At 54.4% G+C, this 19782-nt stretch carries 21 protein-coding genes; 13 read left to right on the plus strand and 8 right to left on the minus strand.

The window, feature by feature from the left end:
- Nucleotides 1-441: 441 nt before the first annotated feature.
- From V6942_RS06825 to V6942_RS06840, 4 genes are all read left to right on the plus strand, one after another.
- The gene (locus V6942_RS06825) at nt 442-741 is read left to right on the plus strand and encodes an ArsR/SmtB family transcription factor (RefSeq protein ID WP_182930149.1); all 300 of its coding nucleotides are present in this window, start codon (nt 442-444) and stop codon (nt 739-741) included.
- 11 nt (nt 742-752) lie between these two features.
- The gene (locus V6942_RS06830; protein ID WP_182930148.1) at nt 753-1274 is read left to right on the plus strand and encodes a rhodanese family protein; all 522 of its coding nucleotides are present in this window, start codon (nt 753-755) and stop codon (nt 1272-1274) included.
- 53 nt (nt 1275-1327) lie between these two features.
- Nucleotides 1328-1507: a hypothetical protein gene (locus tag V6942_RS06835; protein WP_106928348.1), complete on the plus strand. Its 180-nt coding sequence runs from the start codon at nt 1328-1330 to the stop codon at nt 1505-1507.
- A 467-nt stretch (nt 1508-1974) separates the two neighbouring features.
- On the plus strand, nt 1975-2424 hold the full coding sequence (locus V6942_RS06840) for an L-alanine exporter AlaE (RefSeq protein WP_106928346.1): 450 nt from the start codon (nt 1975-1977) through the stop codon (nt 2422-2424).
- Between the two features lie 39 nt (nt 2425-2463).
- Here V6942_RS06840 and V6942_RS06845 read toward each other — a convergent pair whose 3' ends face one another.
- Nucleotides 2464-2808, minus strand: coding sequence for a DUF2002 family protein (locus V6942_RS06845; RefSeq protein ID WP_106928344.1), 345 nt, complete (start codon nt 2806-2808; stop codon nt 2464-2466).
- A gap of 150 nt (nt 2809-2958) precedes the next feature.
- Between V6942_RS06845 and V6942_RS06850 the strand changes: the two genes are divergently transcribed.
- Nucleotides 2959-3285 carry a DUF883 family protein gene (locus tag V6942_RS06850; protein ID WP_106928342.1) on the plus strand — a complete coding sequence of 109 codons (327 nt, stop codon included), beginning with the start codon at nt 2959-2961 and terminating at the stop codon, nt 3283-3285.
- A 67-nt stretch (nt 3286-3352) separates the two neighbouring features.
- On the opposite strand, the gene V6942_RS06855 is transcribed toward V6942_RS06850, so the two are convergent.
- Nucleotides 3353-4702, minus strand: a complete 1350-nt coding sequence (locus tag V6942_RS06855) for a PLP-dependent aminotransferase family protein (protein WP_182934440.1) — start codon at nt 4700-4702, stop codon at nt 3353-3355.
- An 86-nt stretch (nt 4703-4788) separates the two neighbouring features.
- On the opposite strand from V6942_RS06855, the gene V6942_RS06860 reads away from it, so the two are divergent.
- The 8 genes from V6942_RS06860 (at nt 4789) to emrB (ending at nt 13901) form a co-directional block, all read left to right on the plus strand.
- Nucleotides 4789-5220: a carboxymuconolactone decarboxylase family protein gene (locus V6942_RS06860; protein WP_333501018.1), complete on the plus strand. Its 432-nt coding sequence runs from the start codon at nt 4789-4791 to the stop codon at nt 5218-5220.
- A gap of 411 nt (nt 5221-5631) precedes the next feature.
- Nucleotides 5632-6837: a glycine betaine/L-proline ABC transporter ATP-binding protein ProV gene (gene proV / locus V6942_RS06865; RefSeq protein WP_182967208.1), complete on the plus strand. Its 1206-nt coding sequence runs from the start codon at nt 5632-5634 to the stop codon at nt 6835-6837.
- Nucleotides 6830-7891, plus strand: a complete 1062-nt coding sequence (gene proW / locus V6942_RS06870; RefSeq protein WP_333501019.1) for a glycine betaine/L-proline ABC transporter permease ProW — start codon at nt 6830-6832, stop codon at nt 7889-7891. Before proV ends, proW begins: the two co-directional genes overlap by 8 nt.
- A 62-nt stretch (nt 7892-7953) precedes the next feature.
- Nucleotides 7954-8949 carry a glycine betaine/L-proline ABC transporter substrate-binding protein ProX gene (proX, locus tag V6942_RS06875; RefSeq protein WP_333501020.1) on the plus strand — a complete coding sequence of 332 codons (996 nt, stop codon included), beginning with the start codon at nt 7954-7956 and terminating at the stop codon, nt 8947-8949.
- 266 nt (nt 8950-9215) lie between these two features.
- Entirely contained in the window at nt 9216-10397 is a 1182-nt protein-coding gene (locus V6942_RS06880) for an MFS transporter (protein ID WP_333501021.1), read from the plus strand.
- 135 nt (nt 10398-10532) lie between these two features.
- Nucleotides 10533-11063, plus strand: a complete 531-nt coding sequence (mprA, locus tag V6942_RS06885; protein ID WP_106928327.1) for a transcriptional repressor MprA — start codon at nt 10533-10535, stop codon at nt 11061-11063.
- A 110-nt stretch (nt 11064-11173) separates the two neighbouring features.
- The gene (gene emrA / locus V6942_RS06890) at nt 11174-12346 is read left to right on the plus strand and encodes a multidrug efflux MFS transporter periplasmic adaptor subunit EmrA (RefSeq protein ID WP_106928325.1); all 1173 of its coding nucleotides are present in this window, start codon (nt 11174-11176) and stop codon (nt 12344-12346) included.
- Between the two features lie 16 nt (nt 12347-12362).
- The gene (gene emrB / locus V6942_RS06895) at nt 12363-13901 is read left to right on the plus strand and encodes a multidrug efflux MFS transporter permease subunit EmrB (RefSeq protein ID WP_106928323.1); all 1539 of its coding nucleotides are present in this window, start codon (nt 12363-12365) and stop codon (nt 13899-13901) included.
- 61 nt (nt 13902-13962) lie between these two features.
- Here emrB and V6942_RS06900 read toward each other — a convergent pair whose 3' ends face one another.
- The 6 genes from V6942_RS06900 to V6942_RS06925 all read right to left on the minus strand — a co-directional run bounded on the left by V6942_RS06900 (nt 13963) and on the right by V6942_RS06925 (nt 19457).
- Nucleotides 13963-15327, minus strand: coding sequence for a glycoside-pentoside-hexuronide (GPH):cation symporter (locus V6942_RS06900; RefSeq protein ID WP_182930145.1), 1365 nt, complete (start codon nt 15325-15327; stop codon nt 13963-13965).
- A 302-nt stretch (nt 15328-15629) separates the two neighbouring features.
- On the minus strand, nt 15630-16145 hold the full coding sequence (gene luxS / locus V6942_RS06905) for an S-ribosylhomocysteine lyase (RefSeq protein ID WP_106928319.1): 516 nt from the start codon (nt 16143-16145) through the stop codon (nt 15630-15632).
- 258 nt (nt 16146-16403) lie between these two features.
- Nucleotides 16404-17948, minus strand: coding sequence for a glutamate--cysteine ligase (gene gshA / locus V6942_RS06910; protein ID WP_106928317.1), 1545 nt, complete (start codon nt 17946-17948; stop codon nt 16404-16406).
- Between the two features lie 81 nt (nt 17949-18029).
- Nucleotides 18030-18458, minus strand: coding sequence for a YqaA family protein (locus V6942_RS06915; RefSeq protein WP_106928315.1), 429 nt, complete (start codon nt 18456-18458; stop codon nt 18030-18032).
- Complete coding sequence (gene yqaB / locus V6942_RS06920) at nt 18455-19021, minus strand: fructose-1-phosphate/6-phosphogluconate phosphatase (RefSeq protein ID WP_333501022.1); 567 nt, start codon at nt 19019-19021, stop codon at nt 18455-18457. Before yqaB ends, V6942_RS06915 begins: the two co-directional genes overlap by 4 nt.
- A 121-nt stretch (nt 19022-19142) precedes the next feature.
- A complete protein-coding gene (locus V6942_RS06925; protein ID WP_106928311.1) occupies nt 19143-19457 on the minus strand; it encodes a BON domain-containing protein in 315 nt (104 codons plus the stop codon).
- Nucleotides 19458-19782 lie beyond the last annotated feature (325 nt).

A 19782-nucleotide genomic window follows, 5' to 3' on the forward strand; every position in this document is an offset into this window, starting at 1 on the left:
TCAGCAAGATCGGTTAATCATTAATGTATTAGGAATACGTAGCTAATAATATTCTTATTTAGATATGATGCAACCCGTGATTAAGTAAAATACCCGTGACAGTATTTAATTCAGATACAAAAGTTTCAACAAGCGTGACCACATGTTGTATTTGAAATTACATCACACAAAACTCCCAGCGAATCAGAGCTATTGAATTTAACACTTAATGAAATAATTTAACCGAGTTAACGTTGTTATGCATATTCTCGCCTGTCTTTTATGACAAAAAATGCGGTGCTCAAATAAAACTAGGAATATTCCCATTATTATTCCGTTTATTTATTTTCAACCCACTTAACCATTAGCATACTAATGAGTTTGCCGACTGCGCAAATATCTCTCGCAATGTATTCCCGATTAGTTTAGCATTTACTAAATTAAGTAAAATCTAAACTAACTATGACCCCAAATGAACTGCTTCAGTCCCGTGCCGGCGAGGCCGCCGCGCTACTCAAAGCGATGAGCAACCCTCGCCGGCTGCTGATCCTTTGTATGCTCTGCGACGCACCGGGCACCAGCGCAGGCGATTTAGCCAAAGCCTGCGGGTTAAGCCCGTCCGCGACTTCACAGCACCTTGCGCGCATGCGGGAAGAGCGGCTGGTTGACTGTCGGCGCGAGGCACAGCGTCTTCACTATTTCATCAAAAACGAGGCGGTGCAGCAGATAGTCGCCACCTTAAAAACGCTCTACTGCCCCTGAGGAGCCCCTGCATGACGACAGAAACGATTTCCCCGAAAGAAGCCTTCGCCCTGACCGAACAGGGTGCCCTGCTGATTGATATTCGCGACGCCGATGAATATGCCCGCGAACATATACCTGCCGCTCGCCTGCTTCCGCTCGGCGCCATTGAGCAAGGTGCAACCGTGCAGGCGTCCGCAGCGGACGTGGTGATTTTTCACTGCCAGTCCGGTAACCGTACCCGTAACAATCTCGCCCGCCTTGTCGCAGCGGCCGCGCCTGCACAGGTGAACATTGTTGAAGGTGGGATTGATGGCTGGCGTCAGGCCGGTCTGCTCACCGTTGAAGATAAATCACAGCCGCTACCCCTAATGCGCCAGGTACAGATTGCGGCTGGCGTGCTAATTTTACTGGGCGTTATCCTCGGCTATAGCGTTTCCAGCGCCTTCTTCCTGCTCAGCGCATTCGTTGGCGCGGGCTTAACCTTTGCCGGGGTGACGGGTTTTTGCGGCATGGCGCGGCTGTTAGTCGCGATGCCGTGGAACCGTCGTTGACGGCTGCCGCCGCGGCGACAAGATATCACCCTCTATAACAAAGGAGTTCGTGGATGTTTGCACCTGGCGATCTGGTTCAGTCCAAAATGGGCGGACCAAAACTCAAAGTCATTGAAGCGCATGAAGATAGCATCGTCGCCGTACAGGCAAGCGATGAGCACGGTAAACAATACACCCTGAAAAACGACGACGTTGCCCCGTACCATGAAGAGGGAGACTTTGGCGTCTGCTGAGTGCTTTCTGCGGTGAGCATCGCTCGCCGCTTCCTTCCCCCCTTCAGTTGCATGATTACCCAAATTTCACGCATATCTCAAAAATCTAACATCCAACATTTAATGCTAATAAAAAGCCCAAAATTTGGATAAAAAAACCAATAGCGATAGCGATCACAATAAAATCAGCATCGCACGCCGACGCGTGAATCATGCCGGCATTTACGCCCATCACACTCCGGCGAACTCATCACATAACACAATGATTTTAATCATTAAAATAACCTTCAAAAACAAAAATAGCGTAGCGCTCAAAAAATAATCGACGGCAGAGTATTTTATTGACAAAAACGCATTAAATAAAAATATTTCACTAGTTGTTTGTTTTATTGTAGATGGATAACCTATACGCGTCGCACAAACCAATCCAAAACGCCTAAAAAAACGTTTTCACTCAGTTATAACGTCCATTTTCGAGGAGCATACCGATGTTCTCTGCGCAGTCACGCCTGCGTCATGCGGCAGCAGACACTTTCGCCATGGTGGTCTACTGTTCCGTCGTGAACATGATGATTGAAATATTTCTCTCGGGAATGACCTTCGAGCAGTCACTTTCATCACGTCTGGTTGCTATTCCGGTCAACATTATTATTGCCTGGCCATACGGTCTGTATCGTGACTTTATTATGCGCCAGGCGGCGCGTATCAGCCCGGCAGGTTGGGTGAGAAGAGCGGCGGACCCGCTGGCGTACGTGACCTTCCAGTCGCCAGTGTACGTTATGATTCTGCTGAGCGTTGGCGCTGACTGGCACCAGATTGCCGCGGCGGTCAGCTCTAACGCGGCGATCTCGCTGGTGATGGGGGCGGCTTACGGCTACTTCCTCGATTTCTGCCGTCGCCTGTTCCGTGTGGAACAATATACCCAGGCAAAAGCCTGATAGACGCGCAATAAACGACTGGCGATGCCAGTCGTTTATTCATACGTTCTCGCCAAATAACCCATCTAAAAAGCGTTCTAACGCCATTCGTGAACTAAAACCGTGCGGAATGCCGTAGTGCTGTTCCACATCGCCGCCGAGATACAGCGGGAACTGTTCATAGTGATCGCAAGCTTTAATATCAGACGCCGGTTCGGCAAATTTATAGCTTCGGTCTTTAAGCCCCGGATGAATAATCAACGCAGTGCGCCCCATCCGCGCTTCGCGGTTAACGTAGACGTAATTCTCACCGCGGCGATAGCCGTAGGCTTTGGGGGTTACCGCATCCATGGTAAAGCCCGCTTTTTCAAGCACGCGCGCTACCTCGTCAGGTCGTAAATACATATTTTTTCCTCGTTATCTTTTACTGCATCGCCACCTTACATGAATCAGTATTCGTCTCGCTTTCAGATAATTCCAGAAACTCATTAATTCCCGGCAATTTATAGCGTATGGCCTACACTTAACGCTCAATACAAATTCGAGGAGGCCGAGATGCCAAAGTTGTTTAATCGCAATGAAGCTGACGACGAAGTACAAGATATTCATAACGATGTCAGCCAATTAGCCGACAGTCTGGAAGATATTCTGAAGAGCTGGGCCAGTGAAAATAAAGATGAGGTAGATACCGCTCGTCGTAAGGCTAAAGCGTTACTCAGCGAAACCCGCGCACGTATTCACGGCCGTAGCCGCATACAGCAAAGCGCATGCGACGTTGCCGAAACGGCAGACAGCTATATTCGCGATAAACCGTGGCAAAGTGTGAGCGCGGCCGCGGCGGTAGGTATTTTTATTGGCGTATTATTGGGATCGCGCCGATAATATAACCACAATGATGTTGATAATAAAAACGCGTCTCCCCCGGAGTGTCTCTGATGCTCCGGGGTTTTTATTTTAGCGCCCGCCGTAGCGCCGCCACCTGCTCGTCAGCCATCGCCTGCGAAATAAGATTCGTAAAGCTCATTATCAGCCCGCCTCGTCCACCTGTCGCTATCCGCCAGTCGCTGATAGCCTGTACCGCCAGGCCAGCCTCACGGGCCCTGCGCGCCATCGCGCGATCGTCCCCCTCGACCGTGACCACCAGTTGAATGCCGCCGGATTGCGCCACAACCTGAAAACCCTGAGCCACGAGCGCGGTTTCCAGCCAGCGGCGACGCTGGGCATAGTGAATGCGCATTTTCTTCAGATGGCGCCAGAAGTGACCTTCGCGTAGAAAGTCTGCCAGCGTGTGCTGCCAGAGCAGCGGCACCGGGCAGGCCGCACGCTGAGCCTGACGACGAAACGCCGCCACCAGCGGCAGCGGAACCACCAGCCAGGCGGTCCGCAGCGCTGGAAACAACGATTTGCTGAACGTCCCTACATAAATCACCCGCTGTGGCGCATCCAGACTCTTCAACGGCGGCAGCGGCTTGCCGTGATAGCGAAACTCGCTGTCATAATCGTCTTCAATGACCCACGCCCGCTGGTGTGCCGCCCAGTCGAGCAGCTGTCGCCGACGCGGCAGCGACAGCGCCACGCCGGTCGGGCTCTGGTGAGCCGGAGTTAATAGCGCAAATCGCGCGTCGCCGGCATGCTGTAATGCCCAGTCAATATTCATCCCCTCGTCGTCAACCGGCACCGGGTGCAGGCTTACGCCCTCCTCTGCCAGCGTCGGGCGGATCAGCGGGAAGCCTGGATCTTCTACCCACATGCTCTCACCGCGCCCATCCAGCGCTTTAAGCGCCAGGCTCATAGCCGCCGCATAGCCCGAAGTGATAAACACCTGACCGGCATCGCACTCAATGCTCCGCGACAGCCGCAGGTACTCGACTATCGCCTGACGCAGCGCCAGTTCACCACACACATCGCCCAACGCGAGGTCAAAGCGGGTTTGCGTACGCAGCCTGCGCCCCATTACCCGAGCCCATAGCCCGCGCGGAAAGAGATCCAGCGCGGGCAAGCCAAGCTGGAACGGCAGCGGCTGGAACTGCTCGCCGCCAAAACCAAGCGGCTCCGCTGGCGTGGCTTCCAGCGTTAAGTGATGACTGACATACGTCCCTGCCTGCCCGCGTCGTTCAAGCCACCCCTGCGCCACCAGCTCCGCATAGGCGTTCTCCACCGTCACTCTGGAGACACCAAGCTCCTGAGCGTAGAGGCGACTGGACGGCAGACGCCTGCCCGCGCTCAGTTCACCTTGTTCAATCGCCGCCTTCAGCTGACGAGCAATTTGCTGGTATCGCGGTACATGGCGCGTTTTCATGGTCTTATTTTTTACCCAGAATATGGCTATCTTTTTAGGGCCATTATAGTGCTATTTTTGTCTCATCTTGAACGAGGAGAAAGACAATGACTGCACTACGCCAACCCTATAGTGAACTGAGCCCAGCGGTCTATGCCGGGCTGGTACAGGCGAGCATCGCGCTGGAAAAGAGCACGCTGGAACGCCCGCTGCTTGAGCTGCTGTACCTGCGGGTGTCACAAATTAACGGCTGCGCGTTTTGCCTGGAGATGCACAGCAACGCGCTGCGCAAAGCCGGTGTGGAACAGACCAGGCTGGACGCGCTAGCTGGCTGGAGAGTGAGCGATCGCTTCAGCGATGCAGAACGCGCCGCGCTGGCCTGGGCGGAAGATCTGACGCACATCGCCGAAACACACGCCGAAGATGACGTCTACCAGCCGCTGCTGGCGCATTTTAGCGCGGAACAAATTAGCGATATGACCTTTGCTATCAGCCTGATGAACGCCTTTAACCGTCTGGCTGTCGGTATGCGGATGTAAGCCAGAATCGCCCGTGACTATTCATCATTCACGGGCGATTTGACGTTGTAAATAATGTCTCAATCCTCGCCAATATACGCCCACATTTTTCGCCGGGATATTTCTTATCAAACGGCCATGATCATACAAATAACTCACGCTAATTCACGGTGATTTTTCCGACAATATTCATGCCATTTTTCCGATCGCCTGCAAATTTTCCAGCTTAATTTACAAAAAAATCAACAGGCGCTAATTTGCGGCTCAGCCCTTATATCATGGGAAATGAGCGCACGATCGCCCTGCCTGATATTTCTGATCAGAACAGGTTGAGGGTTGTCACATCATCTGAATGTGCTAGGGTATAAAAAGGTAATTATTCTCATCAGGTACCATATCGACATAAACTAAAAACAGGAAAACGCATATTGCATGGCAGTTAAATTAGAAGTTAAGAATCTTTATAAAATATTCGGCGAGCATCCACAGCGAGCATTTAAATATATCGAGAAGGGTTTCAGCAAAGAGCAAATTCTGGAAAAAACAGGGTTATCGCTTGGCGTCAAAGACGCCAGTCTGGCCATTGAAGAAGGCGAGATATTTGTCATCATGGGGTTATCCGGCTCCGGCAAATCCACCATGGTACGCCTTCTCAATCGTCTGATTGAACCCACCCGCGGTCAGGTGCTGATTGACGGTGTGGATATTGCCAAAATATCCGACGCCGAGCTCCGCGACGTGCGCCGCAAAAAAATCGCCATGGTATTCCAGTCGTTTGCGCTGATGCCGCACATGAGCGTGCTGGATAACACCGCATTCGGCATGGACCTTGCGGGCGTGCCGGTACAGGAGCGCCAGGAAAAAGCACTGGACGCCCTGCGTCAGGTGGGCCTCGAAAACTACGCGCACGCTTATCCGGATGAACTGTCCGGCGGGATGCGACAGCGCGTCGGTCTGGCGCGTGCTCTGGCCATCAACCCTGATATTCTATTAATGGATGAAGCCTTCTCGGCGCTCGATCCTTTAATTCGTACTGAGATGCAGGATGAGCTGGTAAAATTACAGGCGAAACATCAGCGTACCGTGGTATTTATTTCCCACGATCTCGATGAAGCAATGCGAATTGGCGATCGCATTGCCATTATGCAAAATGGCGAAGTCGTTCAGGTGGGTACTCCGGATGAAATTCTGAATAATCCGGCCAATGATTATGTCCGCACCTTCTTCCGCGGTGTGGATATTAGCCAGGTGTTTAGCGCCAAAGATATTGCACGTCGTAATCCCGATGGCTTAATCCGTAAAACGCCGGGCTTTGGCCCACGCTCCGCGCTGAAATTATTGCAGGATGATGACCGCGAATTTGGCTACGTCATTGAACGCGGAAATAAGTTTGTCGGTATTGTCTCCATCGACTCCCTGAAAGAGGCGTTAAAAGCTAACCTGGGAATCGACGCGGCGCTGATTGACGAGCCTCTGGCCGTTGATGCGCAGACGCCGCTCAGCGAATTGCTCTCTCATGTGGGCCACGCGCCCTGCGCCGTTCCGGTGGTGGGAGAAGAACAGCAGTACGTCGGCGTGATTTCAAAACGCATGCTGCTACAGGCATTAGATCGCGAGGGGGCAAACAACAATGGCTGATCAATCTAACCCGTGGGATACCACACCGGCCGCAGACAGCGCGGCAAATTCTGCCGACGCCTGGGGCTCTCCGGCATCGACGCCGTCCGGCGGTAGCGCAGACTGGCTGCACAGCGCGCCCGCTCCGCAGGCTGAGCATTTTAATATTATGGATCCGTTCCATAAGACGCTGATTCCACTCGATAGCTGGGTAACTCACGGCATTGACTGGGTGGTCACGCACTTCCGCCCGCTGTTCCAGGGGATTCGCGTTCCCGTCGACTATATTCTGAGCGCCTTCCAGCAGCTGCTGCTGGGAATGCCCGCACCGGTGGCGATTGTGATTTTCGCCCTCATCGCCTGGCAGATCTCCAGCCTCGGCATGGGCGTAGCGACCTTTATCTCGCTGATTGCCATCGGTGCGATTGGCGCATGGTCACAGGCCATGGTGACGCTGGCACTGGTACTCACTGCGCTGCTGTTCTGTGTGTTAATCGGCCTGCCGCTCGGTATCTGGCTGGCGCGAAGCCCGCGGGCGGCGAAGATTATTCGTCCGCTGCTTGATGCCATGCAGACGACTCCCGCGTTCGTGTACCTGGTGCCGATTGTCATGATGTTCGGTATTGGTAACGTCCCGGGCGTCGTCGTGACGATTATCTTCGCCCTGCCGCCCATTGTGCGCCTGACCATTCTTGGGATTAACCAGGTGCCTGCAGATCTTATCGAGGCATCGCGATCCTTCGGCGCTAGCCCACGTCAGATGCTGTTTAAAGTGCAGCTGCCGCTGGCAATGCCGACCATTATGGCGGGCGTCAACCAGACGCTGATGCTGGCCCTGTCAATGGTCGTGATCGCCTCCATGATCGCCGTCGGCGGTCTCGGCCAGATGGTCCTGCGCGGTATTGGCCGTCTGGATATGGGGCTGGCAACGGTTGGCGGCGTGGGGATCGTTATCCTCGCCATCATTCTCGACCGCCTGACCCAGGCCGTTGGCCGCGACTCCCGCAGCCGTGGCAATCGCCGCTGGTACAGCACCGGCCCGCTGGGTCTGCTGCTCCGCCCTTTCACTAAGTAACCATCGTGTTGGCCTGCGCTGCGGGCCAACGCTCCACGACTATCACTATTAAAGGAACAACGATGCGACACTCATTTGTTTTTGCGACAGCGTTTGCCACGCTGGTTTCCACCAGCGCCTTTGCCACCGACCTGCCGGGGAAAGGCATGACCGTACAGCCGGTACAGAGCACCCTGTCCGAAGAAACGTTCCAGACGCTGCTGGTCAGCCGCGCGCTGGAAAAGCTCGGTTACACCGTCAGTAAACCCAACGAAGTCGATTACAACGTCGGCTACACCTCTATCGCCGCCGGCGACGCGACCTTTACCGCCGTCAACTGGATACCGCTGCATGACGATATGTATGCAGCGGCTGGCGGTGACAAGAAATTTTACCGCGAAGGGACGCTGGTTGGCAGCGCGGCGCAGGGGTATCTGATCGATAAGAAAACCGCCGACCAGTACCACATTACCAATATTGAGCAGCTTAAAGATCCGAAAATCGCCAAACTGTTCGATACCAACGGCAACGGTAAGGCCGATCTGACCGGCTGTAACCCAGGCTGGGGCTGTGAGGCGGTGATTAATCATCAGCTGGATGCCTACGATCTGACCAAAACGGTCGAGCATAATCAGGGCAACTATGCGGCAATGATGGCCGATACCATCACCCGCTTTAAAGAAGGCAAGCCGATTATCTACTATACCTGGACACCGTATTGGGTGAGCGACGTGCTGAAACCGGGGAAAGACGTGGTCTGGCTGCAGGTGCCGTTCTCCTCCCTGCCGGGCGTACAGAAAAATATCGACACCAAGCTGGCTAACGGCGCGAACTACGGCTTCCCGGTAAGCACTATGCATATCGTCGCCAATAAGGCCTGGGCCGAGAAAAACCCGGCGGCGGCGAAGCTGTTTGCCATTATGAAGCTGCCGCTGTCCGACATTAACGCACAGAACGCGATGATGCATGACGGCAAGGCTTCAGAAGCCGACGTTCAGGGCCAGGTTGATGGCTGGATTCAGGCTCACCAGCAGGTATTTGACGGCTGGATAAAAGAGGCGCTGGCCGCGCAGAAGTAGGCCTGAACAGCCTCGTGCCATCAGGCATGCCCACTCGGGGCGGCATAAAGCAGCATCCGAGTGTGGCGATGCCGAGAATGTACCTGAGCCGCCTCCGACTGCCGGATGGCGGCTTTGCCTTATCTGGCCTACAGACACTTTGCTTACCCGGCCTACGGAAAGATAGGGCCCCGTAGCCAAAAAGCACATTCCGCTACGCGACATTTTCCCCGCCCTTCCCGCCTTTGGTTATTATCACTCTCTCTTTCTTAATCATTTCAGCCATTATGACTAAACCTGCCCACGGGCTTAGCCCAGCCTTAATTGCCTTAATGTCCGTCGCCACCGGCCTGGCCGTTGCCAGCAACTACTACGCGCAGCCGCTGCTGGAGACCATTGCCCGCCACTTTTCGCTTAGCGCGGGACAGGCCGGGTTCATCGTTACCGCCGCACAGCTTGGCTATGCCGCCGGGCTGCTGTTCCTGGTGCCGCTGGGCGATATGTTTGAACGTCGTTCGCTTATCGTGACCATGACGCTGCTTGCGGCGGGTGGAATGCTCATTACCGCAAGCAGCAGCACTCCGGCCATGATGATCCTTGGCACCGCACTTACCGGGCTATTCTCCGTCGTTGCCCAGCTGCTGGTGCCTATGGCGGCAACCCTTGCTTCGCCGGAAAAGCGCGGTAAGGTCGTCGGCACGGTGATGAGCGGGCTGCTGCTCGGCATTTTGCTGGCGCGAACCGTTGCTGGCCTGCTGGCGAATCTGGGCGGCTGGCGTACCGTCTACTGGGTTGCCGCCGTGCTGATGGTGCTGCTGGCCTTTGCCCTGTGGCGCGGCCTGCCGAAACTCAAGCAGGAGACGCATCTCAACTACCCGCAGCTGTTGGGCTCTATCTTCAGCCTTTTTGCCCGCGATAAGCTGCTGCGCACCCGTGCTATCCTCGGCTGTCTGACCTTTGCCAACTTCAGCATTCTCTGGACCTCGATGGCGTTCCTGCTCTCCGGCGCGCCGTTCAACTACTCGGAAGGGGCTATCGGGCTGTTCGGGCTGGCGGGCGCGGCTGGCGCGCTGGGCGCACGTCCGGTCGGCGGGCTGGCGGATAAGGGCAAAGCGCACCTGACCACCACCTGGGGCCTGTTGCTACTGCTGCTTTCCTGGGTGGCTATCTGGTACGGTCACACCTCCGCTATCGCGCTGATCGTCGGTATTCTGGTGCTCGACCTGATGGTACAAGGCGTGCATATCACTAACCAGACGGTCATCTATCGCGTGCAGCCCGATGCCCGTAACCGTCTGACCGCGGGCTACATGACCAGCTACTTTATCGGCGGCGCGGCCGGGTCGCTGCTTTCCGCTGCGGCCTGGCAGCACGCAGGCTGGACCGGCGTATGTGCGGCGGGTGCAGCAATCTCTCTCGCTAACCTGCTGGTCTGGTGGTGGGGCTATCACCGTCAGGAAGCCGAATAACACAAATGCGATGAGCGTTACGTATACAGCATCTCTATGTCATAGGTAAATCACATAAATTACGGGCATTAATTCATTTACTTTATTTGTCACCATCGTTACTATATCGACTGTAACTAATGAGGTAATGCCCAGATGGATAGTTCGTTTACGCCCATTGAACAAATGCTGAAATTTCGCGCCAGCCGCTGCGAAGAGTTTCCTTTCCAGGAAATTCTTCTGACACGCCTTTGCATGCACATGCAGGGTAAGCTGCTGGATAACCGCAATAAAATGCTGAAAGCTCAAGGGATTAACGAGACGTTGTTTATGGCGCTAATCACGCTGGAGTCTCAAGAAAACCACAGTATTCAGCCTTCCGAGCTCAGCTGTGCGTTGGGGTCATCGCGTACTAACGCGACCCGCATCGCCGATGAGCTGGAAAAGCGCGGCTGGATTGAACGTCGTGAAAGTGACAACGATCGTCGCTGCCTACATCTGCAGCTGACCGACAAAGGTCGTGAGTTCCTGAACGAAGTTCTGCCACCGCAGCATCACTGCCTGCATCAGCTCTGGTCGTCGCTTAGCCCGGCCGAGAAAGATCAGCTCGAACATATCACCCGCAAACTTCTTACTCGTCTGGATCAGATGGAAGAGGACGGCTCAGTACTTGACGCCCTGCGCTGATACTACCGCGATAACAATGAAAACAAACAGGCCAGCAGATAACCCCTGCTGGCCTTTCTGGTAAACAGGTCGGCGTCGCCGATATTAATAATAAGAATGTGGAGAATCACATGAGCGCAAATGCGGAGACTCAAACCCCGCAGCAACCCGCCAACAAGAAAGGCAAACGCAAACGCGCCCTCGTCTTGTTGACCTTGCTCTTTGTTATTATTGCCGTGGCCTACGGGGCCTACTGGTTTTTGGTACTGCGTCACTTCGAAGAAACCGATGACGCATACGTGGCAGGGAACCAGGTTCAAATCATGTCGCAGGTGTCCGGCAGCGTGACGAAAGTCTGGGCCGACAACACCGACTATATCCAGCAGGGTGATGTTCTGGTCACGCTCGATCAGACCGATGCTCAGCAGGCGTTTGAAAAAGCGCAGACGGCGCTGGCTTCCAGCGTGCGTCAGATGCGCCAGTTGATGATCAACAACAAACAGCTGCAGGCCAATATCGATATCCGTAAAACGACGCTGGCGCAGGCGCAAACCGACCTCAACCGTCGTATCCCGCTGGGTAACGCCAATCTGATCGGCCGCGAAGAGCTGCAGCACGCGAAAGATGCGGTCACCAGCGCGCAGGCGGCTCTCGACGTCGCTATCCAGCAGTACAACGCTAACCAGGCGATGATCCTGGGAACGAAACTGGAAGAGCAGCCGACCGTGCGTCAGGCGGCGACGGAAGTCCGTAATGCATGGCTTGCCCTGCAGCGTACCAAAATCGTCAGCCCGATGAGCGGCTACGTCTCTCGTCGCTCCGTTCAGCCTGGCGCACAGATTAGCCCAACCACGCCGCTGATGGCGGTGGTGCCGGCCAATAACCTGTGGGTCGACGCGAACTTTAAAGAGACCCAGCTGGCCCATATGCGTATTGGTCAGCCGGTCACCGTGATCAGCGACATCTACGGCGATGACGTGAAGTACACCGGGAAAGTTGTCGGCCTCGATATGGGTACCGGTAGCGCCTTCTCCCTGCTGCCGGCGCAGAACGCCACCGGTAACTGGATCAAGGTCGTGCAGCGTCTGCCGGTACGTATCGAACTGGATGCCGACCAGCTGGCGAAACACCCGCTGCGTATCGGCCTGTCTACGCTGGTGAAAGTAGACACGTCCAACCGCGACGGACAAATTCTGGCCAACCAGATTCGTAACAGCCCGGCATACGAGAGCAACGCGCGTGAAATCAGCCTCGATCCGGTTAACAAGCTGATTAACGATATCGTTCAGGCCAACGCCAACTAATGCTGGGGTGCGCGTAATGCAACAGCAAAAACCGCTGGAAGGCGCGCAACTGGTCATTATGACCATTGCGCTGTCGCTGGCTACCTTCATGCAGGTGCTGGACTCCACCATCGCTAACGTGGCCATCCCCACCATTGCCGGGAACCTTGGCTCATCGCTGAGCCAGGGGACGTGGGTCATCACCTCGTTTGGGGTCGCTAACGCCATTTCCATTCCGATTACCGGCTGGCTGGCAAAGCGCGTCGGTGAGGTGAAGCTGTTCCTGTGGTCAACCGTCGCCTTTGTCATTGCGTCATGGGCGTGCGGGATGTCCAACAGCCTTAGCATGCTGATCTTCTTCCGCGTTATTCAGGGGATTGTTGCCGGGCCGTTGATCCCACTGTCGCAGAGTCTGCTGCTGAGTAACTATCCGCCAGCAAAGCGCTCTATTGCGCTGGCGCTGTGGTCGATGACGGTCATCGTTGCGCCTATCTGCGGGCCAATTCTCGGCGGCTACATCAGCGATAACTATCACTGGGGCTGGATCTTCTTTATCAACGTGCCCATCGGCGCGGTGGTCGTGCTATTAAGCCTCCAGACCCTACGCGGGCGCGAAACGCGAACCGAACAGCGCCGTATCGACGGCGTGGGCCTGGCGCTGCTGGTGCTCGGGATCGGTAGTCTGCAGGTGATGCTTGACCAGGGTAAAGAACTCGACTGGTTTAACTCGACCGAGATCATCGTTCTGACCATCGTCGCGGTGATATCGCTGAGCTTCCTGATTGTCTGGGAGCTGACCGACGATAACCCGATTGTCGATTTGTCGTTGTTTAAGTCGCGAAACTTCACCATCGGCTGCTTGTGTATCAGCCTGGCCTATATGCTCTACTTCGGCGCGATCGTTTTACTGCCGCAGCTATTGCAGGAGGTCTACGGCTATACCGCGACCTGGGCCGGTCTGGCATCGGCGCCGGTCGGGGTGATCCCCGTGATTCTGTCGCCGATTATCGGCCGCTTTGCCCATAAGCTGGATATGCGCCGTCTGGTGACCTTCAGTTTTATTATGTACGCCGTGTGCTTCTACTGGCGCGCCTACACCTTCGAACCGGGAATGGACTTCGGTGCGTCGGCGTGGCCGCAGTTTATTCAGGGCTTTGCCGTGGCATGCTTCTTCATGCCGCTGACCACCATCACGCTTTCCGGGCTACCGCCCGAGCGTCTGGCGGCCGCCTCGAGCCTGTCGAACTTCACGCGTACGCTGGCGGGCTCCATCGGGACGTCAATTACCACAACGCTTTGGACCAACCGCGAAGCCATGCACCATGCGCAGCTAACGGAGTCGGTAACGCCGTTTAACCCTAACGCCCAGCAGATGTACGATCAGCTACAGGGTATGGGGATGACGCAGCAGCAGGCTTCCGGCTGGATAGCCCAGCAGATCACCAACCAGGGGCTGATTGTTTCGGCCAACGAAATCTTCTGGATTTCAGCGGGGATCTTCCTCGTGCTCCTGGGCCTGGTGTGGTTTGCCAGGCCGCCGTTTGGCGCCGGGGGCGGGGGCGGAGGCGCTCACTAGTTAAAAAGCCAGCTCGGTTGAGCTGGCTTTTTTTTGCCCTGTCGCGTCAGGCGACGGAAGATTAATGCGATGAGTTCGCGAATGCCCCTTGTTTAAGGTCGTCCACAATATGGTTCATTCGGCTTTCATTGAGCCCATAGAATTTAATGGAAAATGCCGTGAGGACATAAAAGAGAGCCGGCACCAGCGTAAATAGCAGCATGACACCTTGCGCCGCCGACGCCGACTGTACGGCAACGTTAGATTCATAATGGAAATAAGCCAGTACCCAACCTAATACCGCTCCGCCAACGGCGACGCCCAGCTTAATCACAAATATATTGGCTGCCACATTCATACCTGTAATTCGTCGCTGCGTTTTCCATTCACCATAATTATTTGCATCAGTAATCATTGACCACTGCAGCGCGCCGTTTCCGCCCTGAATCAGCATAATAATCAAATGAATTAACAGCACGACAATCCATAACTCCGGCGGCATAAAGAAGCATAGTACGCCGAATACCGCAATCAGCAGGTTGATCCAGAAAGATAGTTTTACCTTGCAGAAGCGGGTGCCAAAGGGTTTAGCAAGAACGGAGCCAGCCATCGATGCGAACATACCGCCCAGCATAAACAGCGTGATGATATCCGAGCCTTTATTCAGCACCGTATTAATGTAGTACACCACCGCGCCGCCGCGCAGCACCACGGCCACCAGCATCATGAAGTTGTAGACCGACAGAATCAGCCACTGATCGTTTTTGAACAGAATCTTCACGTCGCGCACGATGTTCAGGTTCTCCTCTTTCACCGGCTGCACGCGCTCTTTGGTTGTAAAGAAACAGACGATGAACATCAGGCAGCCTATCACCCCGAACAGCGCCATCGACACCTGAATACCGGTAGCGCGGTCACCCGGATAGAGGAAATCCGCCAGCGGTAGAATCAGCGCAGTCCCTAGCGCGCCGCCGATAGGCGTTATCGCAAAGCGCCACGACTGCAGCGACAGGTTTTCACGCGGATCGGCAGTAATCGCTGCGCCCAACGAGCAGTAAGGGATATTAATGGCGGTGTACATCAGCGTCATAAAGATATACGCCGCCACTGCATAAACCACCTTCCCGGTGTCGGAGAATGACGGGATGGAGTAAACCAGTACGCAGCTGACCGCAAACGGGATGCAGATAGCCAGCAGCCACGGGCGGAAGCGCCCCCAGCGCGTCGAGGTGGCATCGGCAATCGCCCCCATGATGGGATCGGTTATCGCATCCAGCAGGCGCACCAGCAGGAACATGGTGCCCATCACCGCCGGCGGCAGACCATAAATATCGGTGTAGAAATAAGCCAGAATAGCAACCGATGAGTCAAACACGATATGACTGGCGGCATCTCCCAGGCTATAGCCAATTTTTTCCTTAATAGAGATCCTATCCCCTGAAGACATATAAACTCCTGTATTTTTAGCGAATGCAACCGGTTTCAACAGGCGCTATTTTTTACGCATTCAGGAACAGGATCTATTATGTTTTTCGGCTAACTGATTATGTTTTTCATTTTATGTGATCGATATTTATCTTAATCCCACTATTAAAGAGAGATTTTATTTTCTGCGCGCGCCTTCCGCCTCAGATAAATACATAAAATAAATATCTTCTATTTTTATTATTTTATTTATGAATATGCTTTCGCGCATAAAAAAGCCCCTGCGCTCGCGCAGGGGCTCGATATTATCGATACCAACAGAAACTAGATGTGCAGTTCCTGCAGTTTTTCTTTCGGCAGCGCCAGTTCATCATTGCTGTTGATACGAACGTCGCGTTCGATAATATGACGAGCAATGTCCTGCGCTTCGCTCAGGGAGTGCATTTCGTAGGTACCGCACTGATACACGTTCAGCTCTGGGATCTGGTTTTGATCCTTCACCTTCAGCACGTCAGCCATCGCCGCTTTCCAGGCATCCGCAACGCGCTGCTCGTCCGGCGTACCGATCAGGCTCATGTAGAAACCGGTACGGCAGCCCATAGGAGAAATGTCGATAATCTCAACGCCGTTACCGTTCAGATGATCGCGCATAAAGCCCGCAAACAGGTGCTCCAGGGTATGGATCCCTCTTTCCGGCATCACTTCTTTGTTCGGCACACAAAAACGCAGATCAAAAACGGTGATCGCATCGCCGTGCGGCGTGTTCATTTTCTTCGCAACGCGAACGGCTGGGGCTTCCATACGGGTATGATCGACTGTGAAGCTATCTAACAACGGCATTTCGTAACCTCCGATATCACCTTCATGCTCCCGGGCGTGCAATTTTTTCTATCCGATTACCAACGTAACCATTTGAATAAAATCAATTTTCTGTAATACGCCGCGTTCTGCTTCAGGTTAATGTGATTTTTTTTAAAATAAACTGAACTCTTTGTTCCCATGCCAGTCTTAGTATATGAAAGACGCGCATTTGTTATCATCATCCCTGATTCAGAGATGTATATTTTGGCCACAGTGATGTGGCCTTTTTCTTTTGTATCAGGCGTGTCTTGCCAGCAGCGCTTCAAACGATTCGTTATCCGCAGCTTCAATCTGACGCTGACGCGCTCTTGAAGCATCCCGCTCGTTGGCAAAATCCTCTTCGCTGAGAATCTCCAGCGGCTCTTCACGCAGCATCGTGCGGTACTGTTCCGCCAGAGCCTTACCGGTCCCCCCAATGCCCTGATCAAGCATAGAACGCAGAATGCGCGCCGAGAAGGTTAAATCCGGATTATCAAAGCAGGCCACCAGTTCATCGCATACTTTCTGATACGCCGTCCCGCCATTCATACCGTCCATAGTCTGGGCTACGCGTTTCAGATCGTGGAACAAATCTTTACCGACTTTGGTCAGCGGGAACTGCGCCGTTTCACAGCCAATCCCCAGCGTCAGCCCCGGCTTACGCCCTTCCAGAATCACGCGATTCCAGTTAGTGCGAGTGCACAGCAGCTCATCGCTGCTCATCTCCGGCGCATCGGCCAGCACGCACCAGACCATAAACAGGTCGAGGAAGCGAATCTGCTGCTCGTCCACGCCAATCGGTGAGAACGGGTTGATGTCCAGCGAGCGTACTTCGATATATTCGATACCGCCGCGCAGCAGCGCATCGGATGGGGTTTCGCCATCGCGGGTCACGCGTTTTGGGCGAATCGGTGCATACAGTTCGTTTTCAATCTGCAAAATGTTGCTGTTGATTTGCAGATGCTTGCCGTCTTTCTCCAGACCAATACGCGCATATTCTTCAGACGGTGTTTTAATCGCGCGCTTCAATCCTGCCACATACTCGTGCAATTCGTTAAACGTAATTCCGAGATTGCTTTGCGATTTATTGGTATAGCCAAGATCGCTCAGACGCAGCGAGGTTGCATACGGCAGGTAGTACATGCCGCAGTCGGTTTTCTCAAACGGCAGCGTCGTCGGCTTGCCCTGCAGGAAAGAGGAACAGATTGCCGGAGACGCCCCGAACAGGTACGGAATCACCCAGCCAAAACGGTAGTAGTTACGAATCAGACGGAAATAGCCGGCGGAAATGGCCTCTTTATCGTGTACGCCGCATTTCGCCTGCCAGAATGCCATCGGTAGCGAGAAATTGTAGTGTACCCCGGAGATGGTCTGCATCAGCGCGCCGTAGCGGTTTTTCAGCCCTTCACGGTACAGCGTTTTCAGACGGCCGATGTTAGACGTACCGTACTGTGCCAGCTCAATATCCTGACCCGGTGCGATGTAGCACGGCATGCTCAGCGGCCACATGCGCTCGTCGCCCAGCTGGCGTGCAGTATGACGATGCACGTCGCGCAGGAACGTCAGCATGTGATTGATATCGCCGTCGACCGGAGTAATAAACTCCAGCAGCGCTTCAGCGAAGTCGGTAGTGATCCATTTGTGGGTCAGCGTGGCGCCCAGCGCCTCCGGATGACCGGTTGTTGCCAGAGAACCGTCTGCATTAACGCGTAGGGTTTCGCGCTCAAGACCGCGCTGGATCCCTTCAAGAGCCTGAGGGTGTTTTTCCAGCCAGGTCAGCGCCTGTGATACGTCCGGGATCAAATTGACCTCCCGCCTGTCGAATTCATGTTATTAAGCATAATTGTCATCGTGGAGATGAGGACTGCTCCACAAGCCATCCAATTAGTGCCACCACGTCATGCCTTGCAGCGTCAGCGCCGCCACTGCGATATAGCGCAGCGCCTTACCCAGGCATAAAAAAAAGAGTACCGGTCCCCAGGATATGCGCATCCAGCCTGCGAGCAGGCACAGCAAATCACCGATAACGGGCATCCAGCTCAGCAGCAACGTAGCCGCGCCGTAGCGGCGCAGCCATCCCACTGCTTTTTCCTGCCAACGCGATGTTTTGCGTAATGGAAAAAAACGACCAAGAATAACGTTAGTAGCCCCGCCAAGGCTATTACCCATTGTTGCTATTACTACCAGAAGCCATGGCTTACTCGCGCCCGCAAGCAGCAGCCCGACCAACACGGCTTCAGAGTTCCCCGGCAGCAGCGTCGCGCTGAGGAAGCTGCTTGCCAGCAGCGATCCCAGCGCCAGAAGTTCATTCACAGCAGGCGTACGTCGACGGCGTCCATCCCCGCAGCGGCAGCAGCCTGAAGGCCAAAATCGGCGTCTTCAAACACGATGCAGCGTTCCGGCGCCACGCCCATCTGCTCCGCGCACAGTAAGAACGTGTCCGGTGCGGGCTTATGCAGCTTAACGTGATCGGCGGCGACAACGGCATCGAAATAGTGACGCAGCCCGAGGTGCGCGAGCAGCGCCTCGGCCACCGCGCTTTCGCTGCCGGTACCAACGGCCATAGGCCGACGGCCGTGCCACGCTTTCACGACTTCAATAAGCGGCAGCGGCGTCACAGAATCGAGCAGCATGGATTTCACCGCATCGGTTTTTTCGCGAGCGAGAAGATGGGGATCCAGATCGGCCTGATGACTGTCAATAATCGCCTGCGCAATCCGCCATGTCGGCGAACCGTTAAGCGCGACCATCGCCTGTTCGTCAAAACGCATTCCATAACGACCCAAAACCTCACGCCAGGCCTTACGATGCGTGGGCTCTGTATCCAGAATGGTGCCGTCCATATCAAAAATCAATCCAGCATAGCGTTCGTACATCGTCTTCTCACCCGTCGGATAATGTGACGTTACTTTATCGTAAATAGGGATGGTTGTCGCTGTTAGCCGCAGGAACGACAAAGGCGCCCTCCGGCGCCTTATCGCTACCGCTCGCTGCGGATTATTTAATTTGCATATCGTTTTCAACTACCCGTACGCCCTGAACCCGTCGGGTAACTTCGACCGCACGTTTGGCATCCGCAGAGGATGACACAAAGCCGCTTAGCTGTACGCGACCTTTAAAGGTCTGCACGTTGATCTCACTCGATTTGATGTTTTTATCGCTGAACAGCGCCGTTTTAACCTTTGTGGTGATCACCGTATCGTCAATATAGCCACCGGTGCTTTCTTTCGTTGACGAGCCAGCACAGCCGGACAACGAGATAGCCACCAAAAGCGCAGCGCAAAACGCTGACGTTGCCTTGAACCATTTCATGGATTTCTCTCCTTGCAGTCATGTCACCAGGATAAAGGCGTATACAAGGATAAATTATAGAGGAAAGAATGGGTTGCCAATGGGAAAAGCGTGAAGAAGATTTTACGATGAAAAAAAAGAGAGGGAACTACGGAGAAGATGGTGCATCCGGGAGGATTACTCGGCTGCGCCTTGCCCTAACGGGCCGTTGCTGAAGCAACGTTATTCTCCCTGGTGCTTGCGAAAAACTCACAGACCTTGAAGCAACAGCGTAGCTGTTATCTCGGAGAAGATGGTGCATCCGGGAGGATTCGAACCTCCGACCGCTCGGTTCGTAGCCGAGTAC

It is taken from the genome of Kluyvera genomosp. 2 (assembly GCF_036759865.1).
GTDB classification, from domain to species: domain Bacteria; phylum Pseudomonadota; class Gammaproteobacteria; order Enterobacterales; family Enterobacteriaceae; genus Kluyvera; species Kluyvera ascorbata_B.

Excerpts from the sequence above, each read along its gene's own strand:
- V6942_RS06850 (WP_106928342.1), top strand. The coding sequence starts at position 2,959 with ATGCCAAAGTTGTTTAATCGCAATGAAGCTGACGACGAAGTACAAGAT.
- mprA (WP_106928327.1), top strand. The coding sequence starts at position 10,533 with ATGGATAGTTCGTTTACGCCCATTGAACAAATGCTGAAATTTCGCGCC.
- V6942_RS06880 (WP_333501021.1), top strand. The coding sequence starts at position 9,216 with ATGACTAAACCTGCCCACGGGCTTAGCCCAGCCTTAATTGCCTTAATG.
- V6942_RS06835 (WP_106928348.1), top strand. The coding sequence starts at position 1,328 with ATGTTTGCACCTGGCGATCTGGTTCAGTCCAAAATGGGCGGACCAAAA.
- yqaB (WP_333501022.1), bottom strand. The coding sequence starts at position 19,021 with ATGTACGAACGCTATGCTGGATTGATTTTTGATATGGACGGCACCATT.
- proV (WP_182967208.1), top strand. The coding sequence starts at position 5,632 with ATGGCAGTTAAATTAGAAGTTAAGAATCTTTATAAAATATTCGGCGAG.
- V6942_RS06845 (WP_106928344.1), bottom strand. The coding sequence starts at position 2,808 with ATGTATTTACGACCTGACGAGGTAGCGCGCGTGCTTGAAAAAGCGGGC.
- V6942_RS06825 (WP_182930149.1), top strand. The coding sequence starts at position 442 with ATGACCCCAAATGAACTGCTTCAGTCCCGTGCCGGCGAGGCCGCCGCG.
- V6942_RS06855 (WP_182934440.1), bottom strand. The coding sequence starts at position 4,702 with ATGAAAACGCGCCATGTACCGCGATACCAGCAAATTGCTCGTCAGCTG.
- V6942_RS06860 (WP_333501018.1), top strand. The coding sequence starts at position 4,789 with ATGACTGCACTACGCCAACCCTATAGTGAACTGAGCCCAGCGGTCTAT.
- emrB (WP_106928323.1), top strand. The coding sequence starts at position 12,363 with ATGCAACAGCAAAAACCGCTGGAAGGCGCGCAACTGGTCATTATGACC.
- V6942_RS06900 (WP_182930145.1), bottom strand. The coding sequence starts at position 15,327 with ATGTCTTCAGGGGATAGGATCTCTATTAAGGAAAAAATTGGCTATAGC.
- emrA (WP_106928325.1), top strand. The coding sequence starts at position 11,174 with ATGAGCGCAAATGCGGAGACTCAAACCCCGCAGCAACCCGCCAACAAG.
- V6942_RS06840 (WP_106928346.1), top strand. The coding sequence starts at position 1,975 with ATGTTCTCTGCGCAGTCACGCCTGCGTCATGCGGCAGCAGACACTTTC.
- proX (WP_333501020.1), top strand. The coding sequence starts at position 7,954 with ATGCGACACTCATTTGTTTTTGCGACAGCGTTTGCCACGCTGGTTTCC.
- V6942_RS06830 (WP_182930148.1), top strand. The coding sequence starts at position 753 with ATGACGACAGAAACGATTTCCCCGAAAGAAGCCTTCGCCCTGACCGAA.
- luxS (WP_106928319.1), bottom strand. The coding sequence starts at position 16,145 with ATGCCGTTGTTAGATAGCTTCACAGTCGATCATACCCGTATGGAAGCC.
- V6942_RS06925 (WP_106928311.1), bottom strand. The coding sequence starts at position 19,457 with ATGAAATGGTTCAAGGCAACGTCAGCGTTTTGCGCTGCGCTTTTGGTG.
- proW (WP_333501019.1), top strand. The coding sequence starts at position 6,830 with ATGGCTGATCAATCTAACCCGTGGGATACCACACCGGCCGCAGACAGC.